Origin of the sequence: Dactylosporangium sp. NPDC006015 (genome assembly GCF_040614215.1) — a bacterium.
Lineage (GTDB): Bacteria > Actinomycetota > Actinomycetes > Mycobacteriales > Micromonosporaceae > Dactylosporangium > Dactylosporangium maewongense.
Genome location: NZ_JBEXUD010000011.1, coordinates 192744 through 208320, shown reverse-complemented (window position 1 = coordinate 208320; position 15577 = coordinate 192744). Strand labels below are relative to the sequence as shown.

Here is a 15577-nt window from a genome sequence, read left to right as displayed (position 1 = left end):
CGTAGCCGCCACTGGCGGCGTTCCGCCGTGGTCAGCCCACGGTCACCGCGCCCGCGGTGAACCCCGCGACGAACCGCTTGAGCAACAGGTTGAAGACCACCGCGACGGGCACCGCGACGAGCACGACGGCGCCCTGCAGGGACTGCCAGTAGAACAGGTCGCCGCGGATCAGCTCGGTGGGGATCCCGGTCGAGACGACCTTCCCGGCGGTGGGAGAGACGAACGCGATCGCGTACAGGTACTCGCTCGCGCACAGGACGAAGCTGAGTACGACGACCGCGACCACCCCGGGCACCGCCAGCGGCAGCGCGACCCGGCGAAAGGCGGCGAACCGGGTACAGCCGTCGACCAGCGCCTGCTCCTCGACCTGCAGCGGGATGGCGCTGAAGAAGCCCATCATCAGCCAGACCGACACCGGGACGGTCAGTGTCGGGTAGACCAGCACCAGGGCCCAGTCCGAGTCCTGCAGGCCGACGGCGGCGACAAGCCGCGACAGCGGCAGGAACAGCACACTCGGCGGGACGAGATAGCACAGGAAGATCGCCATGCCGAGCCGGCCGGCCCATGGCCGCCGCAGCCGCGCCAGCGCGTAGCCGGCCGGCGTGGCGAGCAGGAGGGTGGCCACGACCACCGCCGCGCCGATCCACAGCGTGTTCCAGGCGAACGTCGGGAAGGCCGTGTGCCGCCACAGGTACGCAAGGTGGTCGGCGGTCGGCGGGGCGTTGAACCACAAGGGACTGTGCGCCGGGTCGTACAGGTCCCGGTTGAGCTTCACAGCGGTGATCATGCTCCACAGGAACGGCCCCGCGCCCAGCAACGCAGCCGCGTATGCCGCCGCGTGCACAGCCACGCCACCCAGCCGTTGCCGCCGCCGCGCCCGCTCGGCGCGCCGCACGGGGATCACCGGGCCACCATCCGGCGCACCAGGCCGAGGATCGTCAGCGTCGCGGCCAGCAGCACCGGCAGCAGGAACAGGGCCACCGCAGCGCCCTGGCCGACATCACCGCCGTCGATGCCCCGGCGGAACGCCAGCGTGGCAAGCACCTCCGTGGCATGGGTCGGCCCACCGTTGGTCAGCACCCGCACCACCGCCATGTCGCTGAACGTGAGGACCGCGCAGAACAGGCCCGCGACCGCGACGATCGGGGCCGTCAACGGCACCGTCATGAACCGGGTCTGCAGCCAGCGGCCAGCACCGTCGACGCGAGCGGCCTCGTAGATGTTGCGGGGGATCGCCACGAGCCCGGCCATGATGATGACGGCAGTGAGCGGGGTGAGCCGCCACGCCTGCACCGCCACGACCGATGCCATGGCCGTCGAAGGCCGGCCGAGCCAGTTGACGCTCTCCCCCGCGCCGAGCAGACCGAGCTGCCGACCGGTCCAGTCCAGCGGCGAGTAGACCGAATCGAGCATCCACAGCCACGCGACCGATGACACGGTGACCGGGGTGACCCAGGGCAGCAGCACGCACAGCCGCACCAGCCAACGTCCGTACACCCGGGCCAACATCAGCCGGGCCACCACGTTCCCGCCGACCACCGCCAGCGACGTGGTCGCCGCGGTGATGATGCACGTGTTGAGCAACGCTCGCCAGAACACCGGGTCGCCCAGCACACGTTCGATGCCGGCCAGGCCGGCCCAGTCGAAGGTCGGATCGGCGACGGTCACGTCCGACACGGCGAACGCGACGGCCAGCACCACCGGCCCGAGGATCAGGGCGGCGACGTAGGCGACGGTCGGCACGACGAACAGCGATGCCAGCGCGCGATCGCGGGCGCTGCGCCCGCGCGTCGGGACGGCGTGGTTTCCCATCAGGCCACCAGTCCCCTGGCCTGCCATTTGGCGTAGACGGACCGGACCTGCGCCGCGGCGTCGGCGACCGCGACCGCGGCGCTGACCTCGCCGCGCGCCGCGCGGGCGAACATGTCTGGGATGACGAAGCTGCTGGCGACCTCCCCGACGGCGGCGTTGGCCGTGCCGGGATGGCCCAGGTCGGCGCTCCACCGGGCGGCGTCGACGAGCAGCTCGAGCTTGCCGGGCGGGTCGGCGCGGAACGGGTCGCGCCGCAGCCAGGTCGCGAGCTCCGGGGTACGGCCGGGCCAGGCGCACAGGTCGTACAGCATCGACGAGTAGGTGGCGGCGGCAAAGTTCGCGGTGTAGTGCAACAGGAACTCCTGTCCGGCGGCGGCCCCGGTGGCGTACTTCGGGATGACCCAGTTGTGCACGAGGTGGTGCGCGGCCGTGGCGCCCGCCGGGCCGGCCAACGCCGGCACGAAGTCGATGTCAGCCGCGACGGCCGGAGTGGAGCGCTGCGCGGTCCGCCAGGCAGAGATCGAGTTGCAGATGTAGGACAACTTGCCGGCGACCAGCCCCTGGTTGTTGGAGCTGGGGATCCACGAGAAGACCTCGTCGGTCATGGCCTCGCGGTACAGCCTGGTCATGAACTCCACTGCCGCCACGGCCTCGGGCGCCTCGAGCGTGACCCGCCCCTCGGCGTCCTGAATGGACGATCCGAACGACCACAGCAGGGAGCGGCCGACCATGTTCGAATCGAGCTCCTGTGACATGCCGAGCCCGAGCTGAACGCCGGTGGCGCGGCGGATCTCGGCCCCGCCGCGCAGCAGTTCGTCCCAGCTCGAGGGGCCGTCGGGCAGGCCGATCTTCGACCACATCGAACGCCGGTAGTTCCCGGGATCCGGCACCCAGCCCGGCGCGTAGGCGAAGTACCGGTTCGTCGCCGGGTTGAAGCTCGACCGCCGGCACAGTTCCAGCTGCGGACCCCACCGCCGGTTGGCCTCCCGGACGAGGTCGGTGAGGTCCAGCACCGCCGGTTCGAACTGCGGCAGCGGCGCCACGTACTGGATGAGGTCGTGCCCCCGACCGGCGTAGATCTCGGCCGCCACCCGGGTCGTGATCTGGCCCAGGTCGATGTGGTCGACGGTGACGTCGACGCCGACCTGGCTGGCCCACCGACGGACGAAACCGTCGAACCAGCGGTCGTACGTCGGCACGAAATGGCTCCAGGCGAGGATCCGCAGCGCCCCGGAAAGCTTGGCCGTCGGCGACGTGAACTGCTCCGCCGGCCCGCCCGCGAGCACACCAGCGCCAAAGGCATCGTCATCTTCATGAGCACAGCCAGCGGCCAGCGCCACGCCGGCGACCGCCGCGCCGCCGACGAACCGGCGCCGACTCAGCCGCGCGGACAGCAGGTTGGATGAGAGCACACACTACGGTTGCCGCAGCGGCCGAATCGTTTACCAGCCGGGCCACTCAGGTTTCGTCCTCACGAATGCACGCCGCAATCCGGCTGTCCCGCTGACCTTCACGACGCCGGCCGGTCAGCCGCCGGCGACCAGTTTGGGGTGGGCGGCGAGGAAGCCCTTGACCCGGTCGGTGCGGACGGCGGTGAGCAGGTTGATGGTGGTCTGGTCGAGCTCTTCGGCGGTGCCGTTGCCGGGCGACTGGTTGAACGTGCCCTCGTTCGACTTGATGGTGACCACGTCGTCGCCGCTCACGCCGCGCATGGCGTACGCCCAGTCGGCCAGGTCGATGCCACCGCTGTCGATGGTGATCGCCTTGCCTGCGCCCTCGATGACCTTGTTGAACCGCACCGGGTTGGTGAGCACGTCCTTGCTGAGCATCTTCTTGAAGACGGCCTTGATGAACTGTTGCTGGTGGCGTTGCCGGTCGTAGTCGCCGTTGGGCAGGGTCTCGCGTTGCCGGACGTAGTCGAGGGCCTGCCACGGTTCGAGGTGCTGGTAGCCGACGTGGTAGACCACCGGGGTCACGCCCGGAACCGGGTCCAGGCCCTGACCGCCGTCGTCTCTGGTGTACTGCCGGAACGGGACCTCGGTCCCGCCCGTGCTGTTGTGACCGATACTCACGGACGTGGTCTCCTGGTCCACGTACATGTCGACCCCACCGAGCACGTTGACGACCTGTTGGAAGCCGGTGAAGTCGACGATCCCCGCACCGTCGAACGTCACCCCGCACAGCTTCCTGATCGTCAGGGCGAGCAGCTCGACGGCATGGCTGCGGGCGGCCGGCCCGGTGAGGCCGTTGCCACCGTAGGCGAACGCGGCGTTGACCTTGTCGTCGCCGCCCGGGTACCGCCTGGCCCCATTGTCGTACGGCGGGATCTCGACCCAGGTGTCCCGAGGAATCGAGACCATGAACGCGGCGTCATACGTCGCCGGGATGTGCAGGATGATGATCGAGTCGGAGCGTACGGGTTCGCGAGGGTCCTGGCCGGGGCGGGCGTCGACACCGATGAGCAGGATGTTCTTCGCCCCTGTGACCGACGCGTGGCCGGGCTGCTGGGCCCAGCTGCCGGTGTCGCCGAGCAGGTTCTGCTCGACGACGCCGCGCGTCGCGTACGACAGCAGGGCCTCCTTCGCCACGAGCACCGCGCCGGCCAGCACGACCAGGGTCGTGCCGAGCACGATGCACCACCGCGCCCACGACGGAGCCTTGGGCCGTGCGCGCTGGTTCCGGTCGCTCGGCACGGTTGCCCGGCCGCACGCGCGCTGGTTCCGGTCGGTCGGCGCGGTCGCCCGGCCGCACGCGCGTTGGTTCCGGTCGGTCGGCACGGTTGCCCGGCCGCGCGCGCGGCCGGGCCGGTCGTTCACCGGATCACCGGACCGGTGCGGTTCATCCGGAAAGGTCACCGGGCCGGCTCCTGTTCACGAGTACGTCGGACAGGAGAAACCTATGGACCAGGTGGACCGGCGGCCGTGGCGTCCTGCGAGATCAACCCCGTCTTTCACCCCCTACGAACCCGGTGCCCGGGTACGAATGGGCCGATCGCAACACGCGTCCGTCACTCACGGGGATCCCATGTCGGTACTTCCTGCCCTCCATGCGGCGCAGTAGCGTCGCGGGGGCCGCGCCGCGGTGGTGGCTCCACCTGCCGGCGTTCTTCCTGATCGCAGCGGGGTGGGCGCTCGCGCTGCCGGTCAACGGCACGTACGACGAGAAGGACCACATCGCCCGTGCGTACGCCGTGACCACCGGACAGCTCACCACCCACCGCACGGTCGTCGACCGGCGCGACGACCGCAAGCCCGCGTTCCTGGTGCCGGCGAGCCTGATGCCCAGCAACAGCAACGTCGACTGCGCCTGGGCGCCCCGCCCGGCGCGCCCGGCCGACTGCCAGCGCTGGACCACCGACCGGGCCCGCGTCCTCACCCCGAGCGGGGCGGCCAGGTACAGCCCGGTCTACTACCTGCTCGTCGGCGCGCCGCTGGTGATCGCGCCCGACCGGACCGGCATCCTGCTCGCCCGGCTCATCTCGGCGCTGGCCGCAGCCGCGCTCCTGGCCGGAGCAGCCGGTGCCGCGCTGCGGCTCGGCAGCCGGCTGCTCGCGCTCGGTGTCGTGCTCACCGCAACGCCGATGGCGGCGAACCTGGCCGGCTCGGTCAACCCGAACGGCCTCGAGATCGCCGCGGGCGTTGCCGTCTGCTGCGGGCTGCTCGCCCTGCTACGCGCACCCGACGCACTGCTCGGCGACCGCGCCGTGCGCCGCCTGCTCGTGCTGGTCGGGGTCGGTTCGCTGGCGCTGCTCACCGTCCGCCAACTCGGGCCCGCGCTGCTGACGCTCATCGTGACGGCATGCGTGGCACTGGCCCGCCCCGGCCGCATCGCCCAGCTGTGGCGGCGCCGCGAGACGCGCTGGATCGTCGCCGGCTCGTGGTCGCTCGGTCTGGCCGGCTCGCTCGGCTGGATGGCGTACTCCGACGTGGCCGGCGTCGCCGCGGTCGTCCGCGACGCCCAGCACCTCGCCCCGCCGGAGCTCGCGCAGGCCCTGGCCACCCGGCGCATCCCGTTCTATCTCAGGCAGGCCGTCGGCCAGTTCGACTACGGCGAGACCAAGCCACCACTGGTGGTCACCGCGGCGTGGTACCTGCTGCTGGTCGCCGTGGTGGTGCCGAGCCTGATCCACGGCGGCCGCCGGCTCACCCTCATCGCCACCGCACTCGGCGCCGCCTGCCTCGGCCTGCTCCTGACCCTGGAACTGCACTATCTACCGATCATCGGCTGGTTCGCGCAAGGCCGGTACGCGATGCCGGCAGCCACCGCAGTGGTGCTGTGCGCCGCCTGCGCCCCGCAATTCGAACGCCGCCTCGCCTCGCAGCACCGGCTACGCCCCTACTGCACCGTCCTGACCTTCACAGCCGCGGCCCTGCACGTGTACCTGCTGGCGTTCGTGATGACGCGTTTCCGGTCCGGCCCGGCCGCGCGCCTCGACCCGTTCACAGGCGCCTGGCAGCCACCGGTCGGCGCACTGCCGCCACTGCTGGCGGTGCTGGCCGGCGGCACGATCCTCGCGGTGCTGGCCGCAGCGACGACCGGCGACAGCACGCGTGGTCCCGTCCACACACCGTCAGAACAGCACGCGTTGCCTTCCATGCCGAACGTCCAGTGACACGCCGCCTCCGTCAGGCGCGGCGTCACGCCGGGACCGCCGAGCCCTACGGCTACGCCGCCTCGGCCTGGTCGCCGAACCGACCGGCGACGACGCGGCGGGCCGCAGCTGCGGCCGTCACCTCTGCCTCAAGCGCTTATACCTTCCCGAGCGGGGCAGGTCGCACATCGACCGGTGATCGGCCGAGCCCGGCACGGGAAGGGTATCGAGGTCAGTCGTCACGAACCGACCATCGATACCCTTCCTGTATGTCCTGATCAACCCGACTCGCCACACCAGCCGAGTTAGGGGTCAGTCATCCAGGACGACTGGCCTGGACCTGCCGGTGCGCAGTCCGTGCGTTTGGTCGATGGCCGCTCGCCGGCGTCAGGAGGCGTACACCTCGAACTCGGAGACCTGGCTGGCGGGCCAGCCGGTGTTGGCGGTGAAGTTGAGCCGGACGTAGCGGGTGGCGGTGGCGGTGAATGTGATGGTGGTGGTGTTGGCGCTCGGGCTGAAGGTGTAGCCGGCGGACGCTTTGAGCGTGGTGAAGTTCGCGCCGTCCGTGCTGCCCGTCACCGAGAGTGTCTGGGTACGCGCACCCCACGACGCCGGCAACTTCAGCACGATCCGCCCGATCGAGGTCGCCGAGCCGAGGTCGACCTGCAACCACTGCGGGAAGGCGTTGTTCGCAGACTCCCAGTAGGTGTCCTGGTTGCCGTCGACGGCGTTGCCGGAGCCGTAGACCTGCGTGTGGCTGCTCTCCGATGTGGACTTCCCGCGGGCCAGGTTGGTGTTGGGTGCCGGGTCGGTCGTGACGGTGACGCCGTTCGAGGCGGCAGAGGTGTTGCCTGCCGCGTCCTGGGCGGTGACGGTGAAGGTGTACGACGTCGACGGGTTCAGACCGGTGACGGTGAACGACGTGGCGGCGGTCGTCCCGACGACGGCACTGCCCTGGCGTACCTGGTAGCCGGTGACGCCGGCATTGTCGGTGGAGGCCGTCCAGGACAGCGAGACGCTGCTGGAGGTCTTCCCGGTCGTGGTGAGGTTGGCGGGCGTTGTTGGCGGCTGGGTGTCGCCGCCGGTCGCCGGGCCATAGACTTCCAGCTCCGACAGCTGCCCGGCGGGCCAGCCGGTGTTGGCGGTGAAGTTGACCCGGACGTAGCGGGCGTTGGCCTGGGTGAAGTTGAGGGTGGCCGTGTTGGCACTGCCTGAGTTGAAGCCGACGCCACCGGAGTTCACCACGGTGGTGAACCCGCCGCCGTCGACGCTCGTCTGCACCGACAGCGTCTGCGTGCGCGAGCCCCATGAGGCCGGCAGCTTCAGCACTGCCTTGTTCACCGCGACCACAGACCCGAGATCGACCTGCACCCATTGCGGGAAGGCGTTGTTCGCCGACTCCCAGTAACTGTCCTGAGAGCCATCGGTGGCGTTGGCCGACGCGAACGTCTGGGACTGGCTGCTTGCCTGCGTCGGCTTGAACAGCGCGAGGTTCCCGGTCGGGGGTGGTGTCGTGCCGCCGTTGGGTTGCGTCGGGCGGGTGGCGGTCAGCGGGGCCAGGCCCTTGAACATGCGCCCGCCGTCGTTGGTGATGCGCAGGTAGTAGTCCGAGGAGCAGGCCACGCCGTCGGCGTCCAGCGCCGGGTGGCCGAAGTTCGTCGGCTGCATCGAGGCGTTCTCGGCGGTCTTGGCGATCTGGTTGCCCTCGTTGAACTCGTCGAACATCGACACATACAGGGCCTGCGCGCCGAGGCGGGTCATGTTGTAGATGTGGTGCCAGTAGAAGTCGCCGTGTGCGCGGGCGCCGGAGGACAGGTCGCCGGGCATGACGCAGGGCTGGTAGTCGATGCCGCGGGCGTTACAGTCGGCCTGGTCACCGACGTTGACGTTGGCGTAATACGAGTCCAGCTCGGCGATGGTGCGGGCCCGGAAGACCATCCACGGCGAGATCATGTTGAAGGCGTGGTACACGTCGAGGAACCCCGGCCGGGAGTCGTTGACGCCGGTGCGCCACCAGGTCGGCACGCCGCCGATGACATAGCAGCCCTGTGCCTTGAACCAGTTCACCACGTCCAGGCAGGGGGCGGGCGTGAACGGGCGGGAGGGTTCGCTGAACCCGAAGCCCCAGATGCACACGACTGGCTTGCCGTTCTGGCGCGCGTACGCGGGTGAGGACGTGTACGCCGACATCTTGTTGGTCCAGTCGGTCTTGATCTCCGACTGCATGTTGGTCCAGTCGGTGACGTCGTACATGATGTAGAACTTGCGACCGTACGTCTCGGCCGCACTGCGCACCTTGGCCGTCATCGCGTCACGGATCGGGCCCTCGCCGCCGTTGGGGTTGAAGCGCTGCAACGCGGCGGTGTCGCAGCCGTAGTCGCGCATCCACTTGAAGTGCGTGTCGACCGTCTGCTGGTCGTAGGAGGAGAACAGCTGGGCGGGCTGTCCGTTGCCGAGGTTGGCGTAGGCGGTGGTGTAGCCCTTGGTGAACTCTCGCATGTCGGGCCACGACAAGATCGTCGTGTTGGACGGCGACGGCGGCGTGCTGTTGTTCTGGCTCCAGTGCCACCACGCGTTGATCGGCGAGCCGTCGCCGATGCAGGCGAACCAGCCCTGGTAACCGACGGTGATCTTGCCGACCACGTCACCGGGTGGGCTCGCCGCGAACGCCGCCGTCGTCCACGCGGAGACCAGCTCGCCGGTGGAGACCGCGGCGAGGGCGGTGCCGGACGCGACCGAGGCGACGAACTTCCGACGTGAGATTGACATATGGACACTCCCCTCTCATCTACCTGGCCGGTCATACTTGCACCCGCCGACACATCTCTGCAATAGTTCTATTAAATGACCGTAATAACTTGATGATATGGCGCAAACCTGCACGTGAAGGATGGAGGGTAGCTGCGAGGATCGGTCACGCCGTGCCGAGTGAGCCGGTGCGGTTACACTGCCGGCGCACGCCTGGATGTCACGCGTAGTGATGCCCGAGGCAGCTCTCAAGGCGTACCGTTGCGGCGGACAACAGCATGCGGTGTGCATCCCGCCGTCACAAATCTGGCCGGGCACCCGCCTGACCCACTCGCGTAGCTCGAAATTGCATCGACAGGCTCGCCTGCAAGAATTTGCACTCACCGCGCGTGGACATGACACCATGCGGTCGTCGTTCGTAGGCCACCGGCCTGACCGACACCCCTGGTTGAGGCGAAGGGCCTCACCAAGGTCCATCCCCACGCGGCTCCACCGCCGAGTTCCGCGCCGTCGACGGCATCGACCTTGAAGTTGCCGATGATGCCCATGCCCGCGGTGCCGGCGGCGAAGGTGGAGACGGTCTTGCCGCCGGTCAGGTCGACTCACTGCTGCGCCTTGTCGCCGACGGTCACCGTCTTGATGAGGTCGGCCGGCAGCTCACCCTTGGCCTCCCAGGCGTCGAGGTCTTTGGTGACGTCGGCCATCCCGCCGGCGGCGACGTAGCCGGCGAGGTCGGTGCTGCCGAACTCGGTGACGTCGGGGGCGCTGGCGGGGTCGTTGAGGCGCCCTTGAACTTGGCTGCGCGGGCCGCCGCGTCGGTGGCGAGGTAGCTGACGTCGACGGTGACGCCTTTGTGCACGGCCGTGAACTCGGCCACGGCCTCGTTGACGAGCGGACGGGCCCGGTGCCCGCTGGGGACACCGGGCCCGGCCGTGTGCGGTCAGGGCGCCCAGAAGTTGCCGCTGGCGACGATCATCACCTGCAACTGGATGCTCGTCGAGTAGTAGTCGTTGCTGGTGAACGAGGTGTTGACCATCTTGGTCCACAGCGCGTCCAGCCAGGCCTGGCCGCCGGGGTCGGTGAGCGCCGCCACCGCGAAGGGTGCGAAGAACGCCGGCTCGCTGCCCGACGAGATCGCCGATCCACTCAGCGAGTAACCGACCGCGATGCTGTTCGGGTTGCCGCCGGTCTTGCCGCGCACCCAGGTGTTGAGCTTGCGGGCGGAGGCGAGCGACGCGGCGTCGCCGCTGGTCACCGCGTCCGCGCCGATCCGCCATGGGGTGCGGCACGAGTTCCAGAAGTACTTGCCGTCGTTCGGGTCCTCGAGCACCTCGCCGGGCGCGGGCTTCGGTGTGGTGTTGGTGTTCACCACGAAGTCCGGCAACAGCCCGGTGCCCGACGCGTACTGGGCCTGCAGGTTGGTGATGAGGTTCTGGTGCGCGGTGCGGATCGTGTCCCACGCCGTGTCGCCCGTGGCAGCCCTGAACGCGCGGAAGTGGTCGATCATGAAGTCGGACGGCCGGGTGGTCCAGTAGAGGCTGTCGCCCGGGGTGCTCCAGTCGCCGAGGAGCAGCAGGTGCGTCGTGGGGTTGACCTCGTTGGCCTTGATCGCGTTGATGTGCCTGATGGCCAGTTGCTTGTAGTTGTACGTTCCGGCGCTGCCCCACTGCTTGTCGGCGAGCAGCAGCCCATACGCGACGTCGAGGTCACCGTCGGTGGCCGAGTCGGAACCGTTGACGCTCTTGCAGGCCGTGTCCTGCTCTGCCGCCAGCAGATCCGGATTGTGTACGGAGGGATGCGCCAGCATGTACTTGACCATCCCGTCGAACACGGTCTTCGCGTTCGCGTCGGCGCCGGCCATGGTGGCCACGATCACCATGCCGTAGCCCTGCGCCTCGGCGACGTACGGGTGATCGGCGTCCGGTGAGATGATCTCGTACCAGCCGTTGCCGCAGTTCTGCTTGACGAACGCGGCCTTCCACTTGTTGTAGTAGGTGACGACGGCCTGGTCCAGGGTCGACTGTGAGCCGGTCGGCTTCAGCGTGCCGGCCTGGTACGGGAAGAGGTGGCTGCCGAAGGGCACCGCCGGTCCGGTCGGCGGGGTGGTGCCCGCGTCGACGCTGAGCCAGTCGACGTTGGGACCGCCGTTCGCCGTCGTGGCCGTCGCCCGGATCGTGTTGGTCCCGGCGTTCAGGGTCGCCGTGATCGTCTTGCTCTGCCAGGTGTCCCAGTTCGTGGTGCTGCCGAACGCCGTGGCCGCCGCGACGACCGTGCCGTTGACGGCGATGTCCATCGGCCGGTTGGTGGTGGTGCCGTTGGCGTAGCGCAGGACGATCGTGGCGGCACCGGCCGTGGCGGCGGTCACCGACCACTGCACCGACGAGCCGACGACGTTGTCGTAGTTGACGAATCCGGTTCCGCTGAATCCGGTGTGGTTCGACTCGACCACGCCTTGCGAGATCGTGGCCGATTCCGCCTCGTAGCGGGTCGCGGCCGCTGCCGCCGGCGTCGCCGGCGACGTCAGCGCCGCCACGACCCCGAGCACCACTATCGGCAGACCGAGCTGCTTGCGTCTCATGGGCTTCCTTCTCAGCCGGTGTACTGGACGAAGATCTTGGTGTACGCGTATGCCGCCTGCGGGACGCCGCTGCACGAATCGGCGTCGGAGCCGCTGCCACAGGCCCGGTCGCGGTTGACCGACCAGAACGTCAGGCGCGCCAGGTGGTGCTGTTGTGCGTACGCCAGGATCGTCTGGAAGTCGGCGAGCGTGACCGTCTCGTCGGACTCGTCGGTCACGCCGTTCATCGACGAGATGCCGATCCTCGTGTAGGCCACCGCGTCGCTGTAGCCGTAGGCGTTCTTGACGGCGTTCTTCAGGCCGTTGGCGGCGCTGACCGACGCGGCGCCCATCGTGCCGCTGTGCCCGCCGAAGTCGAACGGCATGATGGTCCAGCCGTCGTTGCTCAGGCCGGCCGCCGCGCCCTTGTTGATGAGATCGACGCCGTCGGAGTCCGGCCCGGTCGGGGTCGTGCCGAACGTGACGAACGTCTTGATGCCTGGGTTGTTCGTCTTGATGGTCTTCAGGGCGGAGATGACCCGCTGCCGGACGGTGGCGTTGGAGAACTCGGTCGCCTCGATGTCGATGTCGATCGCCTTGAGCCCGTAGGCGTTGATGACCTTCTGGTACGCGCCGGCGAGCGCGGATGCCGACGAGCACTTCTCGCCGAGCTTGTTGCCGCTCCAGCCGCCGAAGGAGACGATGACGTCCCCGCCGGCGCCGCGGATGGCGTTGATCTTCGCCTGATCGTCGCCGCCGGTCAGCGGCCGCGAGCCGTCCCACAGCGGGTTGCATCCGCCGTCGGAGAGCATGAAGGCGAGCGTGAAGAACTTGATGCCGGTCGCCGACATCACCGACGTCGGGCTCTGTGGGTTGCCCCAGCCGAAGTACTCGTACGGCGCGACCGCCATGCTCGGGCCGGTGGTGCCGCCCTCGACGACGGTGAGCTTGTCGACGTTCGGGCCGCCGCCGGCCGTGGTCGCGGTGGCCCGCACCGTGTTGGCGCCGGCGTTCAGCGTCGCGGTGAGCGACGTCTCCTGCCACGTGGTCCAGGCGCCGGTGCCGTTGAACGCGACGCCGGACGCGACGGTCGTGCCGTTCACCGCGATGTCCATCGGGCGGTTGGTGACCGTACCGTTGGCGAATCTGATGCTGAGCGTCGCACTGCCGGTCGCCGCGGCGGTCACCGACCACTGCACGGACGAGCCGGTGGCGTTGTCGTAGTTGACGAATCCGGTGCCGGTGTAGCCGGCGTGGTTGGACTCCACCGCGCCATTCGTGATCGTCGCGTTCTCCGCCTGGTAGGCGGTGGTCGTGGCGGCCTGGGCGACACCGGTCGGCAGGCCGATCGCCGCCAGTGCCGCCACCACGCCCGCCGCCAGCGCGGCGCGCCGTCTGTTGAGTCGCATCGTTCCTCCGGGATGGCTAGGTGATCGTGATGCGGAAGATCTGGTCGGAACCGGCGGCGGCACCGCCGTTGTTGTCGCAGTTGGTCGTCGACAGCCACAGCTGGTCGGCGCCTGGCACCTTGACGACCGTGCGCAGCCGCCCGTACGTGCCGACGTAGTACGACGTCGGCGTGCCGGTGTTCTCGGCGTCGAGCAACGGGATGCGCCACAGCCGCTCGCCGCGCAGCGCCGCCATGTACACGACGTCGCGGACGATCGCGATCGCGCTCGGCGAGGCGGTGCTCACCGACCACTGCCGCTTCGGGTTCTCCATGCCCGAGACGCTGCAGGTGCCCTCACACGTCGGCCAGCCGTAGTTACGGCCCGCCTTGATGAGGTTGAGCTCGTCGAACTGGCTGTTGCCGAACTCGGCCTCCCACAGCCGGCCCTGGGAGTCCCAGGCGAGGCCCTGCGGGTTGCGGTGGCCGTAGCTGTACACGAGGGTGCCGAACGGGTTGCCGGGCGCCGCGGTGCCGTCGGTCTTCATCCGCAGGATCTTGCCGTTGAGCGAGCTCTTGTCCTGGGCGAGGTTGGGCGTCTGCGCCTCGCCGGTGGTCGCGTACAGGTAGCCGTCGGGGCCGAACGCCAGGCGGCCGCCGTTGTGGTAGCGGTTCTTCATGATGCCGGTGACCAGCGACGTGTACGCCGTGAGCGTCGTGCCGTTGTAGGTCATCCGGGCGATGCGGTTGCCTTCCGCGGCGGTGTGCATGAAGTACACGAAATGGTTAGTGGTCCAGGCCGGGTCGACCGCGACACCGAGCAGGCCGCCCTCGCCGTCGGTGGTGACCGTATTCGGCACGGTGCCGACCTGCGTCCGCGCCCCACCCAGGGTGACCTTGAAGACCTTGAACGAGTCGCGCTCGGTGGCGATGGCGGTCTGGCCGTCGGGCATCCAGGCGATGCCCCACGGGATCGTCCAGCCGGTGGAGACGGTGGTGATGCCGGACGGCACGCCACCGCTGCACGCGGTGGTGGTGATCGTCCGGGCGTTGCTCGGAGCGGAGACGTTGCCGGCCGCGTCCCGCGCGACGACCGTCAGCGTGTAGGTGGTGCTGCAGGCCAGCCCGGTGACTGTTGTCGAGGTCACGTTGCCGGCCGACTTGAGGACCGAGCCGCCGCCCATCACGTCGTATCCGGTCACGCCGACGTTGTCCGTCGACGCCGTCCATGACGTGTCGACGGTGCTGCCGGCGACATTCGCGGTGGCGAAGCCGGACGGCGCGGTCGGCGCCTGTGTGTCGGTGCTGGCGAGGGTCCGGCAGATCGCCTGGGCGCTGCTCGTCGACACGTTGCCCGCGGCGTCGCGGCCGAAGACCGACAGACGGTACTCGAAGTTGGGCTGCAGCCCGGTCAGGGCCTTCGCGGTGACGTTCCCGGCGGCCTCGCTGATCTTGTTGCCGTCGTGGTAGATGTCGTACGCGACGACGCCGACGTTGTCCGTCGAGGCACCCCACGACAGGTTGATGCTGTTCTCGGTGATGGTGCCGCAGACGGGCTGTCCGGGCGCGGTCGGCGGCGCGGTGTCGCCGGGGACGCCGGTGCTGAGCCGGTCGACGTTGGGTCCGCCGTTGGCGGTCGTCGCGATGGCCCGGATGCGATTGGTACCGGCGGAGAGGCCGACCGTGAGCGTCACCGTCTGCCAGGTGTCCCAGTTGCCGGTGCTGGGGAACGACAGGGCACTGCGCACAAGGGTGCCGTTGACCGTCACGTCCATCGGCCGGTCGACGCTGGCGCCGTTAGCGACACCGTTGGCGTACCGGATGGCGACGCTGACGTTGCCGGCGGTGGCGGCCGGGATCGACCACTCGACGTAGCTGCCGATGACGTTGTCGTAGTTCACGAAGCCGGTGCCGGTGAACCCGGTGTGGTTCGCCTCGACCGCGCCCTGCGAGACGGTCGCGTTCTCCGCCTGGTAGTCCGAGGTCGGCGGCGCGACGTCGACGTCGATCCGGTCGACGTTGGGCCCGCCGTTCGCGGTCGTCGCGACGGCGCGGATCCGGTTCGTGCCGGCGTTCACCGCGGCGGTGATCGTCTTGGTCTGCCACGTATCCCAGTTGCCGGTGCCCGGGAACGACAGCGAGGCGGTGACCACCGTGCCGTTGACGCTGATGTCCATCGGCCGGTCGGTGGTGGTGCCGTTGGCGAACCGCAGCCCGATCGACGCGGTGCCCGCCGTGGCGGCGTTGACGGTCCATTCGACGGCGCTGCCGGTCGCGTTGTCGTAGTTGACGAACCCGGTCCCGGTGAAGCCGGTGTGGTTCGATTCCACGGCGCCGCCGGAGATCGTGGCGCTCTCGGCCTCATACCGGATCGCGGCGGCCTGCGCGGGTTTCGCCAGCGGGAGGATCGCGGCCACCACTGCTGCCGCCATCAGGAAGGTGATCCAGCGTCTTGCCTTTCGTGGTCCTCCGGAACTCATCG

The 15577-nt window shown here is 69.3% G+C and carries 9 protein-coding genes; 1 reads left to right on the top strand and 8 read right to left on the bottom strand.

The genetic code is table 11. From position 1 onward, the window contains the following. Positions 1–31: 31 nt before the first annotated feature. From ABZ321_RS21840 to ABZ321_RS21825, 4 genes are all read right to left on the bottom strand, one after another. Positions 32–904 carry a carbohydrate ABC transporter permease gene (locus tag ABZ321_RS21840; protein ID WP_344513897.1) on the bottom strand — a complete coding sequence of 291 codons (873 nt, stop codon included), beginning with the start codon at positions 902–904 and terminating at the stop codon, positions 32–34. Then, positions 901–1812 carry a sugar ABC transporter permease gene (locus ABZ321_RS21835; protein WP_354893853.1) on the bottom strand — a complete coding sequence of 304 codons (912 nt, stop codon included), beginning with the start codon at positions 1810–1812 and terminating at the stop codon, positions 901–903. The genes ABZ321_RS21840 and ABZ321_RS21835 overlap by 4 nt, the downstream gene beginning before the upstream one ends. Then, the gene (locus tag ABZ321_RS21830) at positions 1812–3098 is read right to left on the bottom strand and encodes an extracellular solute-binding protein (RefSeq protein ID WP_354893851.1); all 1287 of its coding nucleotides are present in this window, start codon (positions 3096–3098) and stop codon (positions 1812–1814) included. Before ABZ321_RS21830 ends, ABZ321_RS21835 begins: the two co-directional genes overlap by 1 nt. Positions 3099–3338: 240 nt before the next feature. After that, entirely contained in the window at positions 3339–4442 is a 1104-nt protein-coding gene (locus tag ABZ321_RS21825) for an LCP family protein (protein WP_354893849.1), read from the bottom strand. 416 nt (positions 4443–4858) lie between these two features. Here ABZ321_RS21825 and ABZ321_RS21820 point away from each other — a divergent pair, with 416 nt between their 5' ends. Continuing rightward, positions 4859–6424 carry a DUF2142 domain-containing protein gene (locus ABZ321_RS21820; RefSeq protein ID WP_354893846.1) on the top strand — a complete coding sequence of 522 codons (1566 nt, stop codon included), beginning with the start codon at positions 4859–4861 and terminating at the stop codon, positions 6422–6424. 366 nt (positions 6425–6790) lie between these two features. Here the strand turns inward: ABZ321_RS21820 and ABZ321_RS21815 are convergent, their stop codons facing one another. The 4 genes from ABZ321_RS21815 to ABZ321_RS21800 form a co-directional block, all read right to left on the bottom strand. After that, positions 6791–9172 (bottom strand): discoidin domain-containing protein, encoded by a 2382-nt coding sequence (locus ABZ321_RS21815; protein ID WP_354893843.1) that lies wholly within the window; start codon positions 9170–9172, stop codon positions 6791–6793. 919 nt (positions 9173–10091) lie between these two features. After that, positions 10092–11729: a glycosyl hydrolase family 8 gene (locus ABZ321_RS21810; RefSeq protein WP_344513911.1), complete on the bottom strand. Its 1638-nt coding sequence runs from the start codon at positions 11727–11729 to the stop codon at positions 10092–10094. Positions 11730–11740: 11 nt separating this feature from the next. Beyond that, positions 11741–13117, bottom strand: coding sequence for a CBM35 domain-containing protein (locus ABZ321_RS21805; RefSeq protein ID WP_354893840.1), 1377 nt, complete (start codon positions 13115–13117; stop codon positions 11741–11743). A 16-nt stretch (positions 13118–13133) separates the two neighbouring features. After that, positions 13134–15527, bottom strand: coding sequence for a PQQ-dependent sugar dehydrogenase (locus ABZ321_RS21800; RefSeq protein WP_354893837.1), 2394 nt, complete (start codon positions 15525–15527; stop codon positions 13134–13136). Between the last annotated feature and the right edge of the window lie 50 nt (positions 15528–15577).

Bases quoted from the DNA above. Each gene is read 5' to 3' on its own strand.
- ABZ321_RS21835 (WP_354893853.1), bottom strand. From the start codon at position 1,812: ATGGGAAACCACGCCGTCCCGACGCGCGGGCGCAGCGCCCGCGATCGC.
- ABZ321_RS21820 (WP_354893846.1), top strand. From the start codon at position 4,859: ATGCGGCGCAGTAGCGTCGCGGGGGCCGCGCCGCGGTGGTGGCTCCAC.
- ABZ321_RS21815 (WP_354893843.1), bottom strand. From the start codon at position 9,172: ATGTCAATCTCACGTCGGAAGTTCGTCGCCTCGGTCGCGTCCGGCACC.
- ABZ321_RS21810 (WP_344513911.1), bottom strand. From the start codon at position 11,729: ATGAGACGCAAGCAGCTCGGTCTGCCGATAGTGGTGCTCGGGGTCGTG.
- ABZ321_RS21805 (WP_354893840.1), bottom strand. From the start codon at position 13,117: ATGCGACTCAACAGACGGCGCGCCGCGCTGGCGGCGGGCGTGGTGGCG.
- ABZ321_RS21800 (WP_354893837.1), bottom strand. From the start codon at position 15,527: ATGGCGGCAGCAGTGGTGGCCGCGATCCTCCCGCTGGCGAAACCCGCG.